Origin of the sequence: Massilimicrobiota sp. An142 (assembly GCF_002160725.1) — a bacterium.
GTDB lineage: Bacteria > Bacillota_I > Bacilli_A > Erysipelotrichales > Coprobacillaceae > Allocoprobacillus > Allocoprobacillus merdigallinarum.
On sequence record NZ_NFLD01000028.1, the window covers coordinates 1 to 22,908 of the forward strand.

A 22,908-nucleotide genomic window follows, 5' to 3' on the forward strand; every position below is an offset into this window, starting at 1 on the left:
TTTTCTTTATATAGTTATTCTTTCCTTCTATAGGTCCGTTTGAAAGTCTTCTTCCATCATACCAATGAAATGAATTTAATATCTCCTGTTTCCAGTTTGTGAGTGTCTTTGCACATTCAATCATCTCCTGTATATTTGATAATTTCATTCTTTTTATTAATGAATCGAATTCTTTTGTTTTTTTATCTATATCAAATGTCTCCTGATTTTCATTATTGAAGTTGATGTATTCTTCTTTTATTTTATAGGCTTCATTGAGTATAGGATTAATTTGAAGGATTCTTTCCTTTAAGCCTAGTTCAGTTGTTGTATATCCTAAAACTCTATCATAGTAGAATTTTTCAAAGTTTAAACTGTCTTCATTTTTAAGAATAATATAATATCTGCTTTTAAGAAGTTTGTAATCTACAGAATTTTTAAGTTCATCAGTAGAATACTTCTTCATGATTCTTTTTCTTACCTGATTCAATGAATCATTAACTTTTTTGACTACATGAAAAGGATCAACGCAGATAATAGCACTTTTAAAAAAATTATGAATAATGAACTTATAATTAGAATACATATCTATAATGATATATTTAACTTGATTTCGTTCTTCAAGAGGAATGTGGAAGAAATAGTCATAAAGATCTTCACTCCATCTGGATTCCACAATATCAATAATATATTTTTTAGAAAAATCCATAATCATAAAAGCATATTTCTTTTTTGCATGTCTGTTGAAATAGAATTCATCAAAACAAAGGATATGAGTAAGAGTTTTTCTTTTGATTTGAACATGTCTATCGAAGATATCAACAACAGTAGAAACAGAAACACCATATTTTTTAGCTACAGAAGAAAATGTAGAAGTGTAAGGTTTCAAATCATTAAGAATATTGATAACAGTAGAAGCAGTAAGGATATGTCTGGTACCAGTAAAGGGAGAATATTCAACGAAGGACTTGCCACAGTCCTTGCAGCAATAACGACGTTGTTTATAGAAAATAAAAGAATGAGAATGAATTAAAACTTTATGATTTAATTTTCTGATTTTATAATCTTTAATTCTATCGGTTAAAGAACCACAATGAGGACAAACCTGAATAGATCTTTTAAGAATAATAATAAAATCAGAAGATTCAGTTTTGGTAATAGATTCAATAAAATCCAAATCTTTTTCTTTTAAATCAAGAAGTTTAATGATAAAATCGTTCATGAGGAACCTCCTTTCAAGATATAAATGTCTGCAAACATATATTATATCAGGAGGTTTCTTTTTATTATGAAATTACCCCATTTAGAAATTAAAGCAGAAAAAGGCAAACCCCGTAATAAAATTAAAGGTTAAGGTTTACCCCGCGATTATTTAATATACCATTTTTATTATGACTTAAAGATATTTGGTTGAGTTATTTTTAATAATGTCTTCATTGACAAAATCAATGAAATCAATCATAGAATATTATTGAACCTTGATTTTTAACTTTTTATAAATTAGGAAACCAAAATAACCAAAGATCAAGAATGATAAAATAGAATCAAACACAATAGCAATCATATTATTTGTTCCATTAAATACTTCCAATAATAAAGGTATACTGACTGCAAATCCCATTAATAATCCCCAAATACAATGAAACCATGATTTTGGAAAGAAAACAAAACCTATAAATAAAACAATCATTAGCAACATAACTGAATCATTCATAAACGAAAAGTGATATTCGCCGTTTTGCTAGAATAGTGCTAAAAGACCTAAAACACAAATTCATAAATTATTCATCTTAGGACTCATAAAATTCATAAAACCACCATCCATATCTTAGACTAATTCATCTTTACTGCGCATTAATTCTTCACTGCCATTTTGATAAGTTTGTATAATTTGCTGATGGTATTTTTCATATATGTTGATCATTTTTGTAATATACGGATTCACTATGTCTTGAATATTTTTTATATTTTCAAAATCTGAACTGTTCTGTATATTTGAACAGTCAACATATCTTCGAATCCAAAAATCATCAGTTTTGATAAATACATATATACTTTTTTTACCGTATATCCATAATGAAGTGCTACTCATCAGCTCAACTTCACATTCATATCCTTCATATTTCCAATTATATTCATGTTGTTTCTTATTATAATCATTTATATACGCTTTAGAATCTCTTTCCTTTAGAAAATAGATGTACTCTGTATCATCTTGTAATGAAACACCAACAGGTTCATTTTCCTTATTATAAATAAAATCAAAGCCATCATAATTCTCCACGAAATACGGATTATAGTCATTATATCTCCATAATTGTGAAAACAAAAATCCAATTATCAAAAGACTCATAAAACCTAAAACTATTATTATACGTTTTTTCATATTACATTTTTACCTCGACAAGCTTTATTCCCATTATCCTACTATTTTTTATAAGTTTTTTAGAAAGTTTAATCATTGAACTATAGCTCATAAGAGCTATATATAAGTTATAATCATCAAGTTTAAAATAGTAGAACTTATTTCTATATGAATAATTATTATTTTCCACCATAGTATTAGCAAAATCATCAATCAATTGATTTGAATCATAGAATTGTTTTCCATTGAAATGATATAATTAAATATTATGAATGGATACATCTTTTTCTAAGTATTCTTCAACTGAATGATTACAATATGAGTGAAATATACTGCATTGATCATTGTTATAAGAATATTCATAATATTATCAATAGTCATAGAGAAATTTTAATTATTTCTTCATACAATCTTATATGTCATTTTTACCTTTATGACTGTATCTATAATGGAAAGAACTGCCTTCTTTTTTCGTACCCTCCTTCCTTGGCATATTATTCTTTTTCTATTTCAATTATACTATGATATATATATTGACTCAAATATAAAATCAATTCTATAAATAGTTTAAATATCTTTTATCATTTATAAAATATTGAAAATAATAGTTTTTTCTTTATCTGTAAAAAAATAGATTTTTTATATGATTTTGTTAAAATAGATGACTGAGGTGATAAAGATGGGGAAAAAGAAATGTTTTTTCTTTGATATTGATGGAACTTTAGCTGTAGGAACACCAGGAGATCAATATGTTCCTGAATCAGCGAAAAAAACAATTAAAGAATTAGAAGCAAAAGGACATTTTGTTGCTATTGCAACAGGTAGAAGTTATGCAATGGCAGTCAATCATATGAAAGAATTAGGATTTAAAAATATGGTGAGTGACGGGGGAAATGGAATCACTATCAATGAAAAACTAATTGAAATCAAACCTTTAGATTATGATAAGTGTCTAGCGTTAATTGATGAATGTAAAGAAAAAGGATTCATTTGGGCAATATCACCAGATAATGAAACAAGACGTTTAGCACCAGATAATCGCTTTTATGATTTTACACATGATATTTATATGGATACAGTTGTTGAAGAAGGCTTGGATCCAAGAAATTATGATCAAATCTATAAAGTTTATGTGGCTTGTTTTTCTCCAGAAGAAGAAAAACTAGAAACTTTAAAGCAATTGCCTTGGTGTCGTTTCCATAAAGAATATTTATTTGTTGAACCAGGAGATAAATCAGTAGGAATTAAAGCTATTGTTGATCATTTTGGTGGAGATTATCAGGATGTTGTTGTTTTTGGTGATGAGAAGAATGATTTGAGTATGTTTCGTGATGAATGGACTTCTATTGCGATGGGAAATGCTATTGATGAATTAAAAGCAAAAGCAACATATGTTACAGATGATGCTGATAAAGATGGCATTTATAAAGCATGTCAGCATTTTGGATGGGTGGATTAAATGAGTAGGAAAATTATATTTTTTGATATTGATGGAACATTGTTTTGTCCAGAGTTAGGACGTATTACTGATGAAGTGAAAAATGCAATTAAATCAGTTCAAAAGCAAGGACATTTATGTTTTGTTGCAAGTGGTAGACCTTATGGATTCATTGCTGAAAATGTAAAGGAAATAGGATTTGATGGATATGTACTAGCAAATGGAGCTAATGTGAAATATCATAATAAAGATTTAACAGCAAGATATTTAAATCCAGAAAAGGTTAAAGAATTGACTGAGTGTTTAAAGTCTAAAAATATTGAATATATTTTGCAGACATCAACACTTTGTTATTTGAATCAGTCAAACCAATGTTTATTAGATTTCTATTCTCATTGTAATATAGATTTTCATAATTTATGTTATCAATATGATGAAGAAGATATTATAAAAAGAACAGTTAAAATGGAAGCATGGACAAAAAATCAGGAAGAGTTAGATTATGCGATTTCATGTTTTCAATCTTTTTCTTACGAATTGCATCCAGATCATCATAGCCTAGAAATTTATTCTAATGAAGTATCTAAGGCAACAGGTATATTAGATGTCTTACATGAATTAAATATTGATGTGAATGATAGTTACTGTTTTGGGGATGGTCCTAATGATGTAGAAATGTTTGAAACAGTTGGACATCCTATTGCGATGGGAAATGCTATTGAAGATATTAAAAAAAGAGCAGAAATCATATGTCCAAGTGTTCAGGAAAATGGAGTGGCTATACAATTAGAAAAGATGTTTAATGAATAACTAGCTATCAAAGCTAGTTTTTTCGTATTATTGATAATATAAAAAGAGCAGAAACATTCTGCTCATATAAAATCTACATAAATAATATCATTGCAAACATAAAAAGTAAGGATATACTGGCAACTAATAATGCAAAGTTAAAGCCAGTTTTTTCGTGTACTTCATTTTTAATACCGAAAGCAAATGAAAACACAAAGAGAAAAGGCAAAATAAACCAGATAAGATATATCAATGTATGAAAGCCATCAGTTTGAAAGAGTTCACTCAACATTGTTTGTATCCTCGTTAAGAAGCTGAACAAGAATTTGGTCTAATTCAGGTAGAGATCTTTTTAAAATAATTGGTCTACCATTTTGATTAAGAAAACAATGTAAACTTTTCCCAATAGCTACAATGTCATCATTGACTTTCATCGTATATTCTATTTCTAGACGTGTTCCCTTATATGCAGAAACCTTTGTTTCAATGTTAATAAGATCAGGGAAAGTCGTACTTTTTTTATAATCACATTGAATGCCTATAACAGGAGAACTAATACCTAATTCTTCCATCTTATCATAACCAAAACCAATATGATTTAAAAAATCAATACGCGCTTCTTCCATAAAACGAATGTAATTAGAATGATGTGTAATTTGCATTTTATCGGTTTCATAATATTGAACTTGATGTGTATATGTGTGCATAATCTAATCTATACTCCTTTACTTTTTTATTATAATGAATTTATTATATATATTCAAATTGATTTTGATAAAAAAGTTTAATATTTATGAACTTTATTTTAAAAATATGAAATTTATTGTTGCATTAGGGGTAGAAATATGTATAATAAAGTTGTTTGATTTTTTGAATTTAAAGTTTAGTATAGTGACATGGAGGTTTATATGGACATTGGAAAGAAATTGAAGGATTTGCGTATAAAAAATGATTTGACCTTGGAAGAGTTGGCTTCAAGAAGTGAACTCACAAAAGGATTTCTTTCTCAAGTCGAAAGAAATTTAACCAGTCCAAGTATCTCTACACTCGAAGATTTGTTAGAGGCACTAGGCACCAATCTTTCTGAGTTCTTTCAATCTGATCAGGAAGAAAAGATTGTCTTTCATACACAGGATTTCTTTGTGGATGAAAAAGACGAATATACGATTGAATGGGTTATTCCTAATGCTCAGAAAAATGAAATGGAACCAATTCTTTTAACTATTCATGGACATGAAAGAAGTAAAGAAATGGAATGTCATAATGGAGAAGAATTCGGTTATATTTTAAAAGGAAATGTCACTTTAGTTCGTGGGAATAAAAAATATAGATTAAAAGCAAAAGAAACATTCTATATGGATGGTAAAGAAAGTCATTATTTTATCAATAATGGTTCAAGTGATGCCAAAATATTGTGGGTCACAACACCACCAATGTTTTAAAAGAAGGGAGTATGATTATGGATAAGAAGAAGTTAATACAATTTCGTAATATAGTGAAAGAATTTGATGGACAAATTGTTTTAAAAGGTGTCAATCTTGATATTTATGAAAATGAGTTTGTGACTTTACTGGGACCTAGTGGTTGTGGAAAGACAACATTACTAAGAATTTTAGGTGGTTTTCTAGATGCAACAGAGGGAGAAGTTATTTTTGATGGAGAAGACATTAGTCAAGTTCCTCCACATAAAAGAGAGTTAAATACTGTCTTTCAAAAATATGCTCTTTTCCCACATATGAGTGTTTATCAAAATATTGCCTTTGGATTAAAAATTAAGAAAATGAGTAAAGACGTTATTGAACAAAAAGTTATGAAAATGTTAAAGCTCATTGGTTTAGAAGGTTTTGAAAATAAAAACGTTACACTTCTTTCAGGGGGACAACAGCAACGTGTAGCGATTGCCAGAGCACTTGTTAATGAACCTAAGGTTTTATTATTAGATGAACCGCTTGGAGCATTGGATTTAAAATTAAGAAAAGAAATGCAATATGAATTAAAAAGAATTCAACAGGAAGTTGGAATTACCTTTATCTTTGTTACACATGACCAGGAAGAAGCCTTAACTATGTCAGATAAGATTGTTGTTATGAAGGACGGGGAAATTCAACAAGTTGGAACACCTCAGGAAATCTACAATGAACCAGAAAATAGATATGTCGCTAACTTCATTGGGGAAAGTAATATTATTCCAGCTGTCATGTTAGAAGATTATAAAGTGAAATTTGATGATATTGTTTTTGACTGTGTGGATTTTGGATTTAAAGATAAACAACCTGTTGATGTTGTGATTCGTCCAGAAGATATTGATATTGTGGATGTCAAAGATGGAAAAATGACAGGAGAAGTCTTAAGTGTTCTTTTTAAAGGTGTACATTATGAAGTTATGGTTGAAACAGTTCCTGGAACAAGTGTAACTGTGAACATGCATGTCATCAGAAATCGTGATGTGACATCTGAAAACGGAAAAGAAAAAATTAGTGCCAATGATTTCTATGTTGATATTGAAGATGTCAAATCATTAGATGATGCTGAAATTATTGCACGTGCTGATGCACAGGCATGGAATCCTGAAACAGATGATTATATTTCTATCAGCAAGATTGATTATGATTTAAAAGAAGAAATTGGTGAATATGCAGTGACATTCTCGACTTCAAGTGGAACATCAGTAGAACGTAAGATCATTGTTGTGAATCAACCTGTTGTGAAGAATGAAAGAGCGAATGAAGGGGTTATGGCATTCAATTTCTTTAAGACAGTTGATGAACTTGATGAATCCGTAGCATTAGATACAGATTTAAAAACATGGGCAAATGCTCAAGGATGGAAATTAAATGATGAAGATGAATCTGTAGATATTTATGTAGATTATGATTTTGATCCTGAACATATTGAAGAAGGAACATATAAAGTCACTTTCTCAACAGAAGGTAGAGAATTAAAGATTCATACAACAGATTATGTGGAAGAAGGTAAAGAGGTCGGTTTAACATTCTTCCCTGAAGATATTCATGTCATGGAAAAGATGGGGTTCTAGAATGAAACGTTTTTCACAATTAGCATGGCCCTATATGATATGGGTGATCTTAATGATTTTATTACCAATGTTATTAATTCTTTTCTATTCATTAACAACAAGTGGAAATGATATCATTAACTTTACATTTACTTTGGATCATTTTAAAAAGTTTTTTACCGACCCAGACTTTTTACTTGTCTTATGGCGTTCATTGACGATTGCTGTGAAGACAACAATTATCTGTGTTGTCTTAGGTTATCCAGTTGCTTATTTTATTGCAAGAAGTAGTGATCGTGTTCGTAATATTCTTGTTTTAGCTATTACTTTACCAATGTGGATTAATATGTTAGTCAGAACATATGCCTGGATAGGAATTCTTTCTGATGGGGGTATAGCTCAAACAATTTTAGGTTTCTTTGGACTCAAAGATATGGAGTTGTTATATACAGAAGGTTCTGTATTGCTTGGAATGGTTTATAACTTTATTCCATTTATGATTCTACAAATCAATACATCTTTATGTAAGATGGATAAATCATTATTAGAAGCCAGTGCTGATTTAGGGGCGAACAGAGTTCAGACATTCTTACGTGTCACTTTGCCATTATCTTTATCAGGAGTTGTCAGTGGAATAACACTTGTCTTTTTACCAGCAGTGAGTTCATTCTTTATTCCTAAACTTCTTGGTGGAGGACAGTTCTTCTTAATTGGTAACGTGATTGAAAATCAATTTATTACAGTTGGAGAATGGAACTTTGGTAGTGCAATCTCTATGATTATGGCAGTCATTATGATGGTTTGTATGTATGCAATTAGAAAAATTGATGAACGTAATAGTGGAGGAGGGAATCAGGAATCATGAAAAAAGATAAGAGAATTATTGGTAAAATTTTAATGGTTCTGATGATTTTATTCTTCTATTTACCAATTGTATTTATGGTTATCTTCTCTTTTAATGAAAGTAAATCATTAACACATTTTACTGGTTTTAGTTTAAACTGGTATGAAAAACTCTTCCAAAATAGAGATATGATGGAATCATTATATGTCACAATTACAGTTGCTGTGATTGCTACAATTGTATCGACAATAGTAGGAACAATTAGTGCCATTGGTTTATCAAAATCAAGCAAGATTGTTAAAAAAGTCATGATGCAGTTAAATGATTTTCCAATTATGAATCCAGAAATTGTGACAGCTATTGGGTTGATGTTACTATTTATTACATTTCATATAGAACGTGGTTTTATGACAATGTTACTTGCTCATATTACATTCTGTATACCTTATGTCATTTTAAGTGTGATGCCTAAAATTCGTTCACTAGATCCAAATTTATCTGATGCAGCAATGGATTTAGGAGCAACACCATGGCAAGCTTTAACAAAAGTTTTAGTACCACAAATTATGCCTGGTATCGTATCAGGAGCCTTAATTGCCTTTACAATGTCATTTGATGATTTTATCATTTCATACTTTGTAACAGGAGGAGGGGTTAAAAACTTAAGTATCATGGTTTATACAATGAGTAAAAGAGTTAACCCAACAATCAATGCAATATCTACGCTTGTCGTAGTATTGATAACGGTAGTCTTAGTGATTATCAATGTAGTACCACTAATTAAAGCAAGAAGGGAGAAAAAAGATGAAAAAGTTATTAACTAGTTTATTAGCGGTTGCAACAATGTTTACTTTAACAGCGTGTGGAGGGGATTCAAATGCAGATAAGCCATATGCTGGACAAGAATTACACCTTTATAACTGGGGAGAATACATGGGTGAAAATTTTATCTCTGGTTTTGAAGAATTAACAGGCGCAAAAGTCGTTGTGGATTACTTTGATTCAAATGAAACTATGTATATCAAAGTCGCAAATGGAGAACCATATGATATTTTAGTTCCTAGTGACTATATGATTGAAAGATTAATTCAAGAAGATCTTATTCAAAAATTAGATAAAGATAAGATTACATGTATGGATGAGCTTGTTGATGCTGTCAAAGGTTTACCATATGATCCAAACAATGAATATTCTATTCCATATTTCTGGGGAACAGTAGGAATTGTTTATGACAAAACAAAAGTCAGTGAAGCTGATTTAGAAAAAGAAGGATACAATATTTTCTTAGATACTAAATACAAAGGAGATATTTATCTATATGATTCTGAACGTGATTCATTCATGATGGCATTAAAAGCTTTAGGATATTCAATGAATACAAAAGATGAAAAAGAATTAGAAGAAGCTTATAACTGGTTAGTGAAATGTGTAGAAACAATGGAACCAGAAATCGTAACTGATGAAATTATTGATAACATGGCTCAAGGTAGAAAAGCTTTAGGATTGATTTATTCTGGAGATGCTGCTTATGTGATGAGTGAAAATGAAAACATGGGATTCTATATGCCTGAAACAGGAACAAACTTATGGAGTGATGCTATGGTGATTCCAAAGAATGCTGAAAATGTAGAATTAGCACATGAATTTATTAACTATGCTTGTAGCTATGAAGCTGCTATGGATAATTCAAGCTTTGTAGGATATACTTCTGCTAATCAGGAAGTTATGGATGAATTAGCAAGTGGAGATTATGAAGGAATTAATGCTTACGTGCCTAGAACTGGTAATGATAAAGATGAAGTTTTTGAATATGATGAAGCAACTCGTAAAATCATTTCAGATTACTTCAGTAAAGTAAAAATTGCAGCTTCAAATGCTCAATAACAATAATGAGAAGATTGATACTATGTATTAATCTTCTTTTTTTTGTTTGAAAAATAAAAAAATAGACGTTTATATAAGTATCAATTGCATATAAAAAGAAATGACGACAAAGATTTAACATGTTATAATTTGAATGCATTGAGGTGGATGAATGAGAAAAGTTATTTTATTTATTGCGATGAGTCTAGATGGATATATTGCTGATCAAAATGGAGGAGTAGACTGGTTACAAGGACAGGACTCGAATCAGGAAACAAAAGATATTTATACAGAATTTATTCAAAATATAGATACAGTTATTATGGGATGGAATACATATTATCAGATTGTAACAGAATTATCACCAGATCAGTGGATTTATTCTTCACTTCAAAGCTATGTCATAACACATAATCAAAAAGAATCAACAGAAAATATTCAATTTGTTTTACAGGATCCAAGCGATTTGATTAGGGAGTTAAAACAAAAAGAAGGAAAAGATATATGGATTTGTGGTGGAGCACAAATCATTCAATCGCTTATGCAAAATCAAATGATTGATGAATATCATATTTCTATTATTCCAATTCTTTTAGGATCAGGCATTTCATTGTTTCATACAGGATTTTCAACAATTCCATTACAATTAGTAGAATCTCATGAGAATAATGGAATATTGGACACAATTTATATACGAAGAAAAGAAACGGATATAAATGAGTCATGTGATAGAAAATGATTTTTTAGAAATAGTAAGGTTTCTATTTTATTGTATGTATAGAGCAAGAAAAAGGAATGAATATCATGGAAGGAAGGCATAAAAATGAAAGGAATTATTATATATGGTTCTCACTATGGAACAACAAAACAATATGCTGAAGAATTATCAAGATTAACACATTTACCATTAAAAAACGAAGAAGATGTAAAAAATATACATGATGATTTCATTGTTTATTTAGGTGGATTATATGCAGGAGGAGTTAAGGGATTAAAACATATAGTTAAGATGATACCATCACAGACACAAATGATTGTCGTGACAGTAGGTTTAGCAGATGTCCAAGATGAACAAAATATAAAAAATATAAGACATGCTCTCCAACAACAATTATCACCAGAACTTTTTCATGACTCAAAGTTTTTTCATTTACGTGGAGGTATTGATTATTCAAAGTTAAACTTTAAACACAAGACTATGATGACTCTTTTATATAAGGTTACTAAAAATAAACCAAGAGAAAATATGACTGCAGAAGATCAAGCTATGGTGGATTCGTATAATAAAAAAGTTGATTTTGTTGATTTTCAAGCATTAAAGCCAATTGTTGATGAAGTTAACTGTATCATGCAAGGAGAATCGAAATGAGAAAAAGTTATAAAAAGAAACTTATAAAAATTATTGTTGCTGGTGTTGTTGCACTGGGTGGATATCTCGGTGTTGAATTTCATCAGCAGACATATAGTGCTATCAGTATTGAAGATGTCCCAGAATATAGTGGGCAACCCTATGTGATTATTAATGATAATGAACCTTACTTTGATAAGGATAATTTAACAACACAATCATTTGAAGAATATAGTTCTTTAGATTCATTAGGAAGATGTGGTGTAGCTTATGCGAATATTGGTGAAGAAACTATGCCAACAGAAAAAAGAGGGAATATTGGAATGATTAAACCCTCTGGATGGCAAATTAAAAAATATGATTTTATAGATGGGAAATATTTATATAATCGTTGTCATTTGATTGGATATCAGTTGAGTGGTGAAAATGCAAATGAGAAAAATCTAATTACAGGTACAAGATACATGAATACAGAAGGAATGCTGCCTTTTGAAAATCAAGTGGCTGATTATGTACAAGAAACAGGTAATCATGTTCTTTATCGCGTGACACCTGTTTTTGAAGGAAATCATTTGGTTGCTGATGGTGTTTTAATGGAAGCTATGTCAGTAGAAGATCGAGGATTAGATATTGAATTTAATGTATTTGTTTATAATGTACAACCTGGTGTAAAAATTGATTATGCGACAGGAAATAGTCAACTTGAGTAAAAATTAATTGTCTTTATTTAAAAATGTTTCTTTATATTTATAGAATAAAACAATACCAGCTAAAACAGTTGTTATTCTGTTAGATATAATAAAAGAAAAGGAGGAAAAAACATGTTTAAGATTTCAAATTTTACGAACAATAATGATGTTCAAATTATTCAAGAATGTGGACCATTTCGGGTTATTGAATATCAACGTGATTTAAGTGTTATGCCACATCATGCTCAAACGGCATATTTTTGTAATGAAATGAATATTCGAAAAAGACAAGTTATTTGTGATGTTAATAAAGCAAATATTGTTGTTCAGGCAGGGGCAATGCAATGGATGGTTGGAAATGTTTATGCAACAACAGGATTAAAAGGTGTAGGAGATTTATTATCTAAAGCAGTTCGTGGAAAAGTTACAGGGGAAACAGCAATTAAACCAGAATATACAGGAGAAGGAATTTTGGTTTTAGAGCCAACATATAAGCATATTTTATTGCTTGATCTTGATGAATGGAATCATTCAGTTGTATTAGATGATGGATTGTTTTTAGCATGTGATGCCAATTTAAAACATAAAGCTGTCATGCGTTCTAATTTGTCTTCTGCTGCTGCGGGAAATGAAGGACTATTTAATTTGGGAATTGAAGGATCTGGAGTTGTCTGTTTAGAATCTGATTGCCCAAAGGAAGAGTTAATTGAAATAAGTTTAGAAGATGATGTTTTAAAGGTTGATGGTAACATGGCTATTGCATGGAGCGGTAGTTTAGAGTTTAAAGTAGAGCGTTCAGGTAAAACTTTAGCTGGTTCAGCTGCTTCAGGTGAAGGATTAGTGAATGTTTATCGTGGAACAGGAAAAATATGGATTGCGCCTATTGATGGTAAACAATAAACATAATAAAAAGGTTCTTCCCTATTCAAGGGGAGAACCATATTTTTTATTTAATAATTTTAAAATGATGACCAGGTTTGATAAAATCAAGTAACATTAATTCTTCTGGTTTTACAGTCGCAACTAAATTACGTTCACCATCATTTGGAATTTCAGTTAAAACAATTTCAAGTTCACCACGATAATGAGCTAAATTATCATTAACGATTAAAACATCTCCACGTGTAAAGACTTTCTTACCAGGATCTCTATATGGAATAGATTGTGATTCTATATTCATTTGAGTATCTTTTCCCATGTTTCCATCTTGTACACTCTTTTTAGCTTTGAACCAAACACGAGGTGATGAAGAACGTAACATGAATGTTGAATGGTCATAACGATCCCAATGAGGAGCGAAATCATACATGATTTCTTTTTCGTTTTGACTAATACCTTCAGCTTCATCAACTCTAATTTCAATAGCTTGCATATTCACTTTAGATAATGCTTCTAATTCTTCATCAGTTGCTGGATAGTTTCCAATTAAAATATCATCAACATCTCCAGTCGCTAACATATAACGTGCTTGTAAATCAATTGGTAAACCACGCATAATTTCAACAGTTGGTAAACCACAGAAAACTTGCCATGGACCAATTGTATGTTCATTGTTACTAGAAACAAAAGCAGCAGTGTGTAAATTTAATTCTTTCCAATAACGGTTAAAATCCATAAATAAATCAAAATCTAATCCAGTATAACGTTCTGGGAAGAAGTTATGACACATAGTGATTTGATCTTTATTACCACCATTATTGATTAAAAGTTCTACACCCATATCCATACTAGCGTTAAATTCAATTTTAATATTGTATGGATTACGTGTTAATTGAATATCACCTTGAGTTCCAAAGTTACCATCCATTCTAATAATATCTAATCCCAAATCAGCGAATGGTTTTAAATTACCAGGTGTTGCTCCAATTAAGTCAAAAACTTGTGGATTTGTATCAGCAGCAACTTCAAATCCTAATTCATGAGCTTTTTTCATGAAATCTTTAAATTGAACTAAATAACTTTCTCTTTCATCATCTGGAATAGATAAGAAACATGTAAAAATTCTGCTAAAACCTAATTTTGCAGCTTTTTCCATGTATGCGTATACCTCTTCCATTGGTGTTTTGTCAGGGTATACAGAAATACCTAATTTGTGCATATTCATTTTCCTCCTTATATTTTACATTATAACACCTTTGTGAATAGACTTTAAGCAAAAAAGAGCTTAGAATAGATTTTGTCATTTAAAATATATTATATTATGATATTTTTAAAGAGATAATTAAATAACTTCAAAAGAAAAGATAAGTCTATATGATGAGTATATAAATGGAAAATTTTTTTCATTAATAAGAATAAATAAATGAAATAAATGCAGTCAGGACTTCGCAAAATCGCATATTTATGATATAACAAAAGATATAGAATTGAAGAAAGGAGCTAAGAATCATGAGTTTAGAAATATGTTTATCGTTTGTTGTGACATTCGTATTAAGCTTAATTCTTGTTCCAATAGTAGGAAAGGTTTCAAAAAAACTTGGTATTATTGCCCATACAAATAAACGAACAATACATAAAGGCATTATCGCAAGAACTGGGGGTTATGCGATTTATATGAGTTTTTTAATTGGAACGATGATCTTCTTAAAAACAGACACACAGATTAATGCTATTTTAATAGGTGGCTTTATCATTTTCTTAACAGGATTTTATGATGATATTCATGATTTATCTCCGAAATTAAAAATGCTTGGTCAAGTCATTGCCGCGTTAGTCGTTATTATTTATGGTGATATTGTTTTAAAGGGATTCACGCTTCCATTCTTACCTGAATCAGTGTCTTATATACTAGCTATTATTATTACTATTTTATGGATCGTAGGTATTAGTAATGCTATTAATTTAATTGATGGATTAGATGGATTGTGTGCAGGTATATCTATTATTGTTCTGGTGACTATTTCATTGACTTCATTAACTTATGGACGTACAGATATTTCTTCTTTATCATTGCTTTTAGCTGGCGCAATAGGTGGCTTTTTAGTGTATAACTTTCATCCTGCATCTATCTTTTTGGGTGATTGTGGGGCATTGTTTATTGGTTTTATGATTGCAGTCATTTCATTACTTGGATTTGGTTATAAAAGCTCCTCTTTTTTTACATTAGGGGCACCGATTGTTGTTTTGATGGTTCCAATTATGGATACGTTTATTGCGATTATTCGTCGTAAAGTTCATCATAAAAGTTTTAGTGAAGCTGATCGTAATCATCTTCATCATAAATTGATGTTTTCTTTAGAACTTGGACAAACCAAGAGTGTTTTAATCTTATACGCTGTTACAGTATTATTCTCTTTATGTTCTTATCTTTATTTATTTGATAAGGTTGCAGCAACTATTTTATTTATTGCTTTGATGGTTTTATTTGAACTGTTTGTAGAAGCAACAAATATGATTGATCGTAAATATAAACCACTTTTAACGATTTTAAATATTTTTATTAAAAGTGAATATTTGCCTTCCATCAAAGATACAAAACCATATCAAAGAATTATTCAAAAAGCCAAGAAAAAATATGCTGTTATTTTGGTTCTTGTTATAGGTATTGTATTCTCAATGGTTTTTGTTTTGAATAATGAGGAAAAAGTAGAACCTCAGACACCAGTGACTACTAAGTATATAGAGTCGCAAAATGAAACAAGTTTAATGAGTGATATATATAATCAATTAGTCACAGCTATTAATCGTGGTGATAAAACAGCAGAAAGGCAATTAGTAGCTGCTTATTTTGTGAGTGATTACTATACTTTATCGAATAAAGAGAATGGAGAAATAGGTGGTATTGATTATTTCTATGCTGAGAAAAAAGATGATTTTACAGCTTATGCTCGAAATGAATATTATAAAGAAATACAGACAGATATAAATCCACCTGAAGTTATCCGTTATGATATTTTATCTAATGTGGTTTCTTATAAAGCTTTGTCAGGATTGGAAGATTATAGTTATTACGATGTCAAAGTTCAAATGACTTTTAAAGAAATAAATCCTATTTTAGATACATTACAATATACAACAACGGTGACTTTAATTGAAAAAGATCAGAAGTTTAGTGTTGTTGCGATGGAGAATGATAATGGATAAATTTTTATGGGTAGGACTTGGCGGAGCACTTGGAGCTATATTCAGATATGGCATAAGTCTTATACCATTAAAAAATCATTTTCCTATACTCACACTTATAACAAATATTCTAGGAGCCTTCATTATTGGAATGGTTGTAGGCTTGTTTACCAAAGAACGTATTTCACCATCTATAAATTTATTTTTAAAAACTGGAGTTTGTGGAGGATTTACGACTTTTTCTACGTTTTCTCTAGAAACTTTGACGCTTTTAGAAGATGGATTTTATGCACTTGCTGTAGTATATGCTATGATAAGTGTGATAGGATGTATTATTGGTGTTTATTTAGGAAGAATAATTGTTCAATAGAAGCATATCATGATGCTTCTTTTTCTTTATTATCTTTTCGTAATAGTATATAATGATGGCGTAAAAGTTTATGAATTTGTTGGTTGGAAATAGAGATATTTCATGAAAATGGAAGCAGGTGTGAATCCTGAGCTGTCCCGCAGCCGTGAAAGGGAGTCAATGTAATATAACCACTGGGCAACTGGGAAGGTGCAAAGACAAAGAACTTGAGCCGGAATACATGCCAACATCTTGGAATACACTTTACGGAGTATAAAGTCGTTCTAGTTTCAATTCTAGGGCAGAGATGTCCTGTTTTTGTCTAGAAAAAGAGGAGGACAAAATGAAGAAAATTTTTACATGTTTATTGATTATGCTAATGTTGGTGATGGGAAATATTTTTCCAATAGCTGCACTTACTTATGATGAAAGCTATACATTAGCAAAAAATTATTTTCAAAATTTAAGTGCGTTTCAATCAGTTGATGAAATCATTGCGAGTGAATCAGTTGGAGTAGAAACGGATCAGAAGGTCATACCTGAAGAACTTCTTGCAACAGATACAGCATCAAATGTTGCGAAAACAATTATAGTTTTAACTTTACATGGAAATGATCCTAGAAATTATAATGGGGTCAACTATGTTGAATTATTAGAATCAGCAATTCAAAGTGATGGAGCTGTTCATTTTGAAAATGAGAATGGTTTTGGTTCAAATAATCAGATTTTTTGTGTAGATGCTTTATATATTGTAGGCTCAGATAAACAAGAATTAGCTGCAGATTATCTAGCTTCTATGATTCAAGATAATGGAGCATTTACATATGCTGGAGGTTATGAAGATCTTGCTGTCACAGGATGGGCAATAGAAGCTTTGAGTTTAGTTAATCAAGAGAAATATCAGCCAACTATTCAACAGGCTATGACATATATTTTATCATATCAAAAAGAGGATGCTGGATTTGATATGTATGGATATGGTGCAGATGCGAATACGCAGGCATGTGTACTGGCGGGATTATTAACATATGATAGTGCTGGTGTGAAAGCCGGAACATATAATCAAAATGAACATAATCCATATGATGTCTTATTATCTTTCCAAAACTCTGATGGAAGTTTTTGGTCATCATTTACAGGAGAAGGGCAATATAATTTGCTTGCAACTGTACAAGGTGTACAAACAATAGGATACTATTATAATGGTTCAGTTTATCAAAAGGCCCATCAAGCATACTTAGCTTTAGGTGAAGTTACCGAAATAGAAAAAGAACCAGAAATACCTGTTGAAGAAGATTCAGTTAAAGAAGATAAAGAAACATCTTCGACAGAAATGCAAAATGGAAATCAGACAAAAGAAGAACCATCATCACAAAAAGCTGATGTGGTTCAAACAGATGATTCATCATGGTTGATAGGATATAGTTTATTATTTATTGGAAGTGGTATACTTCTATTGAAAGGAAGACAGTATCTTGAATAAAACAAAGAAATATACGCTCATTTTTGTTGTTGTATGTTTTTTATTAATAGGTGGAGTAGGCATTTATCATGCCTACTTTGCTTCACCAAGTCAGTCAGCAAAACAAGTGACTGACAATACAGAAAATCAAGTTCAACAAGAAATGACAGATTCGAAACAAAAAGAGGAAGTTTCCCAAGAGAAAAAAGAGGAACAAGAGAATCAAACTTCTCAACAAGAAAAAAAAGAAGTACAAGTGAATCAAGTTTCTCAGCAAGAAAAAAAACAGTTATCAAAACAAAAGCCTGAATCTCAATCAACACAACAGAAACAAACAACAACTTCCAATCAGGAAACATCTACATCTCACCAAACACAAGTACAGGATGTACCTGAAAAAGAGGAAGAAGTTTATATTGAAGAAGAAATTGCATCTGTTTATGTGACAATCACTGGTGTTGATGGTGTTATGGCACAAGATTATATAGAATATGAAGAAGGTATAAGTGCTTATGATGCTTTAAAAATATTAGCAGATAATTATGAGATGCCTGTGAGTACATCAGGAATTGGACAAGCCATTTATGTGAAAGGGATCAACGGACTTATGGAATTTGATTATGGTGGCATGTCAGGATGGAAATATAAGGTTAATGGAACATATCCTCAAACGAGTGCAGGTGCTTGCACTTTAAAAGATGGTGATCAGGTTGAATGGGTCTATTCAACAAATGGATAAAGTTAAAGAAATCAGTTTGATTGGAATATTAGCGGCTGTCAATATAGCATCACGTATAGCTTTACAGGCCTTACCTAATATTAAGCCCGTAACATCCATTATCATTATTTCAGTGATGATTTTTGGTTTGGCATTTGGTATTAAATTAACGATTGTGACAACACTTGTTTCTAATATCTATTTAGGTATGGGAATTTGGACAATTTTTCAGATTTTAGCATGGATTGTGATTTGTTTATTGACGCAATGTTTAATGGATTTTTTTAAGAAAATACATAAACAACCACATATTTTAGTTATGGCTATATTTGCTTTTTTGATGGGATATGTTTTTGGTTTTATTGTATCATTAGATAAATTTGTTGTGGGTGGACCATCACTATTTATTGTTTATTATATATCGGGATTATTATTTGATACTTTTCATGCAGTTGGAAACTTCTTTTTCTATTTAATTGGGGCACCATTGTTGATGAAAATCTTTGTTAAAAATAAAAGTATTGTAATTTAAATGATGATATGCTATGATGTCTATGCGAATGTATAAAAAAGAAAAGGAGGTACGACAATGATTTTAAATATTTTATTGATTATCGTTTCAATTGCTCTTATTGTTGTATGCCTATTACAAAGTGGAAAATCTGATGGTGTGGTGAATGCTTTGACTGGTCAAAGTTCTAACCTATTTGCTCATCAAAAAGAAAGAGGAGCAGATTTGGTTTTAACACGTATTACTGTTGGACTTGCAATTGCATTTTTTGTTCTTGCAATCTTAATTAGAATGGGTTAATCATTAGGGCACTTTGATGTGTCCTCTTTTTATTAATTGGATAAACTAAAAGTGAGGTGAGAAAATTGAAAGAAGAAATATTAGAGTTATTATCTGATCAAACTTATACAAGAAGAAAAATTCAAGAATTAGCAGAACACTTTCATATGACAGAAACACAGGATTATGTTGCGTTTATTAAACTCATTAATGAAATGGAAGATGAAGGGCTTATTATAAGAAGTCGAATTAATGATTATTATTTGATTAATCAGCTTCAATATTATAAAGGTGTCTTAGAATTAAATAAACGTGGATTTGGTTTTGTAAAAGTTGATGAAGATAGAGAATTTTATATACATGATTCCAATATGAAGGATGCACTTCATAATGATACTGTTTTAATCGAAAAGATTAAATCTCATGGACAACGTGAAGAAGGACGTGTTGTGCGTGTTTTAAAGCGTGGAAAACTTCGTTATGTTGGGGAAGTGAAGCGTGGAAGAAAAGACTATATTGTCAAAACAGATGATCAGAAATTTGATAAGCCTATTATTGTTGATGCAGCACATATGCATGGTGCTATGCCAGGACATAAGGTTGTGGTAGAAATTAAGACTTTTAAACCACAAATTAAAGGCGATATTATTAAAATTATTGGACATCGTAATGATCCTGGAATAGATATATTATCTATTGTCCATGCGCATGATGTAGATATTGAGTTTCCTAAGGAAGTCTATGAACAAATTGAAGGTATCTCAGATGAAATTGATCCAAGTGATATTGAAAATCGTGTGGATTTAAGAAATGAGCTGATTGTGACAATTGATGGTGATGATGCCAAGGACTTAGATGATGCCATTTCTTTAAAGAAATTAGATAATGGACATTATCAGCTGGGAGTTCATATTGCAGATGTCTCTTATTATGTGACAGAAGGTTCACCTTTAGATAAGGAAGCGATTAAAAGAGGAACATCTATTTATTTGGTTGACCGTGTGATTCCAATGTTACCACATAAATTATCAAATGGAATATGTTCATTAAATCCAAATACAGATCGTTATACAATCAGTTGTATTATGGAAATTGATAAACATGGTGAAGTTGTTAATCATGATATTTTACCAACGGTGATTCATTCTTCTTATCGTATGACATATAATAATGTGAATAAGATTTTAGATGGTGATCAAAAATTACAGCAGGAATATGCGCCAGCTGTGCCATTATTCTTTTTAATGCAGGAATTAGCGACATTATTAAGAAAAGTCAGAGATGAACGTGGCGCTATTGATTTTGATGTTGATGAGGCTAAGGTGCTTGTTGATCAAAAAGGAAAACCAACTGATGTTGTTTTAAGAAAACGTGGCGCTTCTGATAAAATCATTGAAGAGTTTATGTTGAAAGCCAATGAAACAGTAGCGCAGCATTTTAAATGGTTGGATTTACCATTTATTTATCGTGTTCATGAACAGCCAAAGGTTAAGAAATTACAACAATTTGTGAATATTGTAAAACCATTAGGATATACGATTAAAGGATCTTTAGAACATGTTTATCCAAATGAATTAAATGCGATTATTCATGCATCTAAAGGAACTGATGAACATGTGATTGTGTCAACATTATTGTTAAGATGTATGCAAAAAGCAAGATATGATGCTCAATGTTTAGGGCATTTTGGTTTAGCAGATGAATATTATACACACTTTACTTCACCAATACGTCGTTACCCTGATTTATTGGGACATCGTTTAATTAGAACATTCTTATTTAAACAGGATTATAAACAGACTGCTCATTTTGAAGAAGTGATTCCAGAATTAGCAGAACAATCTTCATATCGTGAAAAAGAAGCTGTTGATATTGAAAGAGAAGTTACAGATATGAAGATGGCTGAGTATATGTCTGAACATATTGGGGAAGAATTTGAAGGTATGATTTCTTCTATTACTTCTTTTGGTTTCTTTGTTGAACTGCCAAATACTATTGATGGTTTGGTACATATCACAGATTTAACAGATGATTATTATCACTATGATGAAAAACGAATGGTTCTCGTTGGTGAAAAAACAGGAAGAATCTTTAAATTATCTGATAAAGTGAAAGTTAGAGTTGTTGCTTGTGATAAAAAAGAAAGAACAATTGATTTTGAAGTTGTGGGAATGGAATCAAGAAAAAAGAAATCAAAAATTGTGAAAATAAATGATAGAAAAGTAAAGACAAAACGTACAAAAAAGGGTAAAATAAATAGGTCACATAGAAAGACAAGAAAACATAGATAGAAAGGATGTGATATGCATGAAAGTTGTCACTCAGAATAAAAAAGCATTTCATGATTACTTTATTTTAGATACTTATGAAGCTGGAATTGAGTTAAAAGGGACAGAAATTAAATCAGTACGTCTTGGACATGTCAATTTAAAAGATGCTTTTATTCGTTTTAAGAACGATGAAGCTTTTATTGAAAACATGCATATCGCTCCTTATGAACAAGGAAATATTTTTAATCATGAACCACTTCGTAATAGAAAGCTATTGCTTCATAAAAAGCAAATTAAAAAGCTACAAAGAGAAGTGAAAGAAAATGGTTTAACAGTAGTTCCTACAAAATTATATTTTAATACGTCTAAGTTAAAAGTAGAGATTGCTTTAGCAAGAGGTAAGAAATTATATGACAAACGTCAGGATCTGAAAGCTAAAGATGCAAAAAGAGATATGGAAAGAGCATTAAAAAATGCTTACTAATGGGGGCGTCTTGGATTCGACAGGGGTCAGTTTGAATGGAATGGCAGCCGTGGGCATACGTTAATTGCAAACAAAAAATATCTGGAAACAGACAACAATTATCTTTCGCTTGCTAGTCGACGTTAGACTTTAGCGAATATCAGCCTATAGCATACCTATGGCTATAGAACTGGTAACATATCTAATAGGTTAAGGGTATAAAGATTCTGGATTTATACCACGAAAATGTACAGAATCGCTAAGTGAAAGACTGCTTGTGGATCGTAGCTTAGTTAAATTCATTCGACAAGATAAGCTGTAGAAGTTTCATATGGGACGGCTTTTGGACGCGGGTTCGATTCCCGCCGCCTCCACCAAATAGTCATTAACACTGATTGTATCAGTGTTTTTTTGTTTCCTTTTCTTTTATGAGAAAATTATGAGAAGGTTTTTGAGATTTTTT

24 protein-coding genes, 1 other RNA gene and 1 riboswitch are annotated in these 22,908 nt (G+C 30.7%); of the genes, 20 read left to right on the top strand and 5 right to left on the bottom strand.

All coding sequences use genetic code 11. The annotated features are described in order from the left end of the window. The 3 genes from B5E87_RS11105 to B5E87_RS11110 all read right to left on the bottom strand — a co-directional run. A partial coding sequence (locus B5E87_RS11105; RefSeq protein ID WP_087244978.1) for an ISL3 family transposase occupies positions 1-1,201 on the bottom strand: 1,201 nt, incomplete at its 3' end. A 246-nt stretch (positions 1,202-1,447) separates the two neighbouring features. After that, positions 1,448-1,693: a hypothetical protein gene (locus tag B5E87_RS14915; RefSeq protein ID WP_158095606.1), complete on the bottom strand. Its 246-nt coding sequence runs from the start codon at positions 1,691-1,693 to the stop codon at positions 1,448-1,450. A gap of 114 nt (positions 1,694-1,807) precedes the next feature. After that, a complete protein-coding gene (locus B5E87_RS11110; RefSeq protein WP_087244979.1) occupies positions 1,808-2,365 on the bottom strand; it encodes a hypothetical protein in 558 nt (185 codons plus the stop codon). Positions 2,366-3,023: 658 nt separating this feature from the next. On the opposite strand from B5E87_RS11110, the gene B5E87_RS11115 reads away from it, so the two are divergent. Both B5E87_RS11115 and B5E87_RS11120 read left to right on the top strand, forming a co-directional pair. Beyond that, the gene (locus tag B5E87_RS11115; protein WP_087244980.1) at positions 3,024-3,803 is read left to right on the top strand and encodes an HAD-IIB family hydrolase; all 780 of its coding nucleotides are present in this window, start codon (positions 3,024-3,026) and stop codon (positions 3,801-3,803) included. Then, on the top strand, positions 3,804-4,592 hold the full coding sequence (locus B5E87_RS11120; protein WP_087244981.1) for a Cof-type HAD-IIB family hydrolase: 789 nt from the start codon (positions 3,804-3,806) through the stop codon (positions 4,590-4,592). It begins immediately after the preceding gene. A 260-nt stretch (positions 4,593-4,852) separates the two neighbouring features. On the opposite strand, the gene B5E87_RS11130 is transcribed toward B5E87_RS11120, so the two are convergent. Next, a complete protein-coding gene (locus B5E87_RS11130; protein WP_087244983.1) occupies positions 4,853-5,278 on the bottom strand; it encodes an acyl-CoA thioesterase in 426 nt (141 codons plus the stop codon). 201 nt (positions 5,279-5,479) lie between these two features. Here B5E87_RS11130 and B5E87_RS11135 point away from each other — a divergent pair, with 201 nt between their 5' ends. The 9 genes from B5E87_RS11135 (at position 5,480) to B5E87_RS11175 (ending at position 13,231) form a co-directional block, all read left to right on the top strand. Further along, positions 5,480-6,013 (top strand): helix-turn-helix domain-containing protein, encoded by a 534-nt coding sequence (locus B5E87_RS11135; protein ID WP_087244984.1) that lies wholly within the window; start codon positions 5,480-5,482, stop codon positions 6,011-6,013. A 17-nt stretch (positions 6,014-6,030) separates the two neighbouring features. Next, complete coding sequence (locus B5E87_RS11140; protein WP_087244985.1) at positions 6,031-7,608, top strand: ABC transporter ATP-binding protein; 1,578 nt, start codon at positions 6,031-6,033, stop codon at positions 7,606-7,608. Position 7,609: 1 nt separating this feature from the next. After that, a complete protein-coding gene (locus tag B5E87_RS11145; RefSeq protein ID WP_087244986.1) occupies positions 7,610-8,452 on the top strand; it encodes an ABC transporter permease in 843 nt (280 codons plus the stop codon). After that, positions 8,449-9,255, top strand: a complete 807-nt coding sequence (locus B5E87_RS11150) for an ABC transporter permease (protein WP_087244987.1) — start codon at positions 8,449-8,451, stop codon at positions 9,253-9,255. Before B5E87_RS11145 ends, B5E87_RS11150 begins: the two co-directional genes overlap by 4 nt. Further along, on the top strand, positions 9,236-10,315 hold the full coding sequence (locus tag B5E87_RS11155) for an ABC transporter substrate-binding protein (protein WP_087244988.1): 1,080 nt from the start codon (positions 9,236-9,238) through the stop codon (positions 10,313-10,315). The genes B5E87_RS11150 and B5E87_RS11155 overlap by 20 nt, the downstream gene beginning before the upstream one ends. 151 nt (positions 10,316-10,466) lie before the next feature. Beyond that, positions 10,467-11,033, top strand: a complete 567-nt coding sequence (locus tag B5E87_RS11160; RefSeq protein ID WP_087244989.1) for a dihydrofolate reductase family protein — start codon at positions 10,467-10,469, stop codon at positions 11,031-11,033. Positions 11,034-11,117: 84 nt separating this feature from the next. Next, on the top strand, positions 11,118-11,663 hold the full coding sequence (locus B5E87_RS11165) for a flavodoxin domain-containing protein (protein WP_087244990.1): 546 nt from the start codon (positions 11,118-11,120) through the stop codon (positions 11,661-11,663). Continuing rightward, positions 11,660-12,352: a DNA/RNA non-specific endonuclease gene (locus B5E87_RS11170; RefSeq protein ID WP_087244991.1), complete on the top strand. Its 693-nt coding sequence runs from the start codon at positions 11,660-11,662 to the stop codon at positions 12,350-12,352. The genes B5E87_RS11165 and B5E87_RS11170 overlap by 4 nt, the downstream gene beginning before the upstream one ends. Before the next feature lie 111 nt (positions 12,353-12,463). Continuing rightward, positions 12,464-13,231 carry an AIM24 family protein gene (locus B5E87_RS11175; protein WP_087244992.1) on the top strand — a complete coding sequence of 256 codons (768 nt, stop codon included), beginning with the start codon at positions 12,464-12,466 and terminating at the stop codon, positions 13,229-13,231. A gap of 46 nt (positions 13,232-13,277) precedes the next feature. Here the strand turns inward: B5E87_RS11175 and B5E87_RS11180 are convergent, their stop codons facing one another. Beyond that, positions 13,278-14,429: a DUF871 domain-containing protein gene (locus tag B5E87_RS11180; protein ID WP_087244993.1), complete on the bottom strand. Its 1,152-nt coding sequence runs from the start codon at positions 14,427-14,429 to the stop codon at positions 13,278-13,280. A gap of 290 nt (positions 14,430-14,719) precedes the next feature. On the opposite strand from B5E87_RS11180, the gene B5E87_RS11185 reads away from it, so the two are divergent. From B5E87_RS11185 to ssrA, 9 genes are all read left to right on the top strand, one after another. Then, complete coding sequence (locus B5E87_RS11185) at positions 14,720-16,414, top strand: MraY family glycosyltransferase (RefSeq protein ID WP_087244994.1); 1,695 nt, start codon at positions 14,720-14,722, stop codon at positions 16,412-16,414. Beyond that, a complete protein-coding gene (gene crcB / locus B5E87_RS11190; RefSeq protein ID WP_087244995.1) occupies positions 16,407-16,763 on the top strand; it encodes a fluoride efflux transporter CrcB in 357 nt (118 codons plus the stop codon). The genes B5E87_RS11185 and crcB overlap by 8 nt, the downstream gene beginning before the upstream one ends. Positions 16,764-16,826: 63 nt before the next feature. Further along, a riboswitch (cobalamin riboswitch) is annotated at positions 16,827-17,005 on the top strand. 80 nt (positions 17,006-17,085) lie between these two features. After that, the gene (locus B5E87_RS11195) at positions 17,086-18,225 is read left to right on the top strand and encodes a prenyltransferase/squalene oxidase repeat-containing protein (RefSeq protein ID WP_087244996.1); all 1,140 of its coding nucleotides are present in this window, start codon (positions 17,086-17,088) and stop codon (positions 18,223-18,225) included. Further along, positions 18,218-18,943, top strand: a complete 726-nt coding sequence (locus B5E87_RS11200) for a DUF4430 domain-containing protein (RefSeq protein WP_143746904.1) — start codon at positions 18,218-18,220, stop codon at positions 18,941-18,943. The genes B5E87_RS11195 and B5E87_RS11200 overlap by 8 nt, the downstream gene beginning before the upstream one ends. Beyond that, positions 18,936-19,454 (top strand): hypothetical protein, encoded by a 519-nt coding sequence (locus B5E87_RS11205; protein WP_240924485.1) that lies wholly within the window; start codon positions 18,936-18,938, stop codon positions 19,452-19,454. Before B5E87_RS11200 ends, B5E87_RS11205 begins: the two co-directional genes overlap by 8 nt. Positions 19,455-19,511: 57 nt before the next feature. Continuing rightward, positions 19,512-19,733 carry a preprotein translocase subunit SecG gene (secG, locus tag B5E87_RS11210; RefSeq protein ID WP_087244997.1) on the top strand — a complete coding sequence of 74 codons (222 nt, stop codon included), beginning with the start codon at positions 19,512-19,514 and terminating at the stop codon, positions 19,731-19,733. Positions 19,734-19,798: 65 nt separating this feature from the next. Beyond that, the gene (rnr, locus tag B5E87_RS11215; RefSeq protein ID WP_087244998.1) at positions 19,799-22,003 is read left to right on the top strand and encodes a ribonuclease R; all 2,205 of its coding nucleotides are present in this window, start codon (positions 19,799-19,801) and stop codon (positions 22,001-22,003) included. Between the two features lie 16 nt (positions 22,004-22,019). Beyond that, a complete protein-coding gene (smpB, locus tag B5E87_RS11220) occupies positions 22,020-22,466 on the top strand; it encodes an SsrA-binding protein SmpB (RefSeq protein WP_087244999.1) in 447 nt (148 codons plus the stop codon). Position 22,467: 1 nt separating this feature from the next. Beyond that, positions 22,468-22,822, top strand: a transfer-messenger RNA (tmRNA) gene (gene ssrA, locus B5E87_RS11225). Positions 22,823-22,908: the final 86 nt, after the last annotated feature.

Coding starts and splice junctions, on each gene's coding strand:
- B5E87_RS14915 (WP_158095606.1), bottom strand. CDS start 1,693: ATGAATGATTCAGTTATGTTGCTAATGATTGTTTTATTTATAGGTTTT.
- B5E87_RS11110 (WP_087244979.1), bottom strand. CDS start 2,365: ATGAAAAAACGTATAATAATAGTTTTAGGTTTTATGAGTCTTTTGATA.
- B5E87_RS11115 (WP_087244980.1), top strand. CDS start 3,024: ATGGGGAAAAAGAAATGTTTTTTCTTTGATATTGATGGAACTTTAGCT.
- B5E87_RS11120 (WP_087244981.1), top strand. CDS start 3,804: ATGAGTAGGAAAATTATATTTTTTGATATTGATGGAACATTGTTTTGT.
- B5E87_RS11130 (WP_087244983.1), bottom strand. CDS start 5,278: ATGCACACATATACACATCAAGTTCAATATTATGAAACCGATAAAATG.
- B5E87_RS11135 (WP_087244984.1), top strand. CDS start 5,480: ATGGACATTGGAAAGAAATTGAAGGATTTGCGTATAAAAAATGATTTG.
- B5E87_RS11140 (WP_087244985.1), top strand. CDS start 6,031: ATGGATAAGAAGAAGTTAATACAATTTCGTAATATAGTGAAAGAATTT.
- B5E87_RS11145 (WP_087244986.1), top strand. CDS start 7,610: ATGAAACGTTTTTCACAATTAGCATGGCCCTATATGATATGGGTGATC.
- B5E87_RS11150 (WP_087244987.1), top strand. CDS start 8,449: ATGAAAAAAGATAAGAGAATTATTGGTAAAATTTTAATGGTTCTGATG.
- B5E87_RS11155 (WP_087244988.1), top strand. CDS start 9,236: ATGAAAAAGTTATTAACTAGTTTATTAGCGGTTGCAACAATGTTTACT.
- B5E87_RS11160 (WP_087244989.1), top strand. CDS start 10,467: ATGAGAAAAGTTATTTTATTTATTGCGATGAGTCTAGATGGATATATT.
- B5E87_RS11165 (WP_087244990.1), top strand. CDS start 11,118: ATGAAAGGAATTATTATATATGGTTCTCACTATGGAACAACAAAACAA.
- B5E87_RS11170 (WP_087244991.1), top strand. CDS start 11,660: ATGAGAAAAAGTTATAAAAAGAAACTTATAAAAATTATTGTTGCTGGT.
- B5E87_RS11175 (WP_087244992.1), top strand. CDS start 12,464: ATGTTTAAGATTTCAAATTTTACGAACAATAATGATGTTCAAATTATT.
- B5E87_RS11180 (WP_087244993.1), bottom strand. CDS start 14,429: ATGCACAAATTAGGTATTTCTGTATACCCTGACAAAACACCAATGGAA.
- B5E87_RS11185 (WP_087244994.1), top strand. CDS start 14,720: ATGAGTTTAGAAATATGTTTATCGTTTGTTGTGACATTCGTATTAAGC.
- crcB (WP_087244995.1), top strand. CDS start 16,407: ATGGATAAATTTTTATGGGTAGGACTTGGCGGAGCACTTGGAGCTATA.
- B5E87_RS11195 (WP_087244996.1), top strand. CDS start 17,086: ATGAAGAAAATTTTTACATGTTTATTGATTATGCTAATGTTGGTGATG.
- B5E87_RS11205 (WP_240924485.1), top strand. CDS start 18,936: ATGGATAAAGTTAAAGAAATCAGTTTGATTGGAATATTAGCGGCTGTC.
- secG (WP_087244997.1), top strand. CDS start 19,512: ATGATTTTAAATATTTTATTGATTATCGTTTCAATTGCTCTTATTGTT.
- smpB (WP_087244999.1), top strand. CDS start 22,020: ATGAAAGTTGTCACTCAGAATAAAAAAGCATTTCATGATTACTTTATT.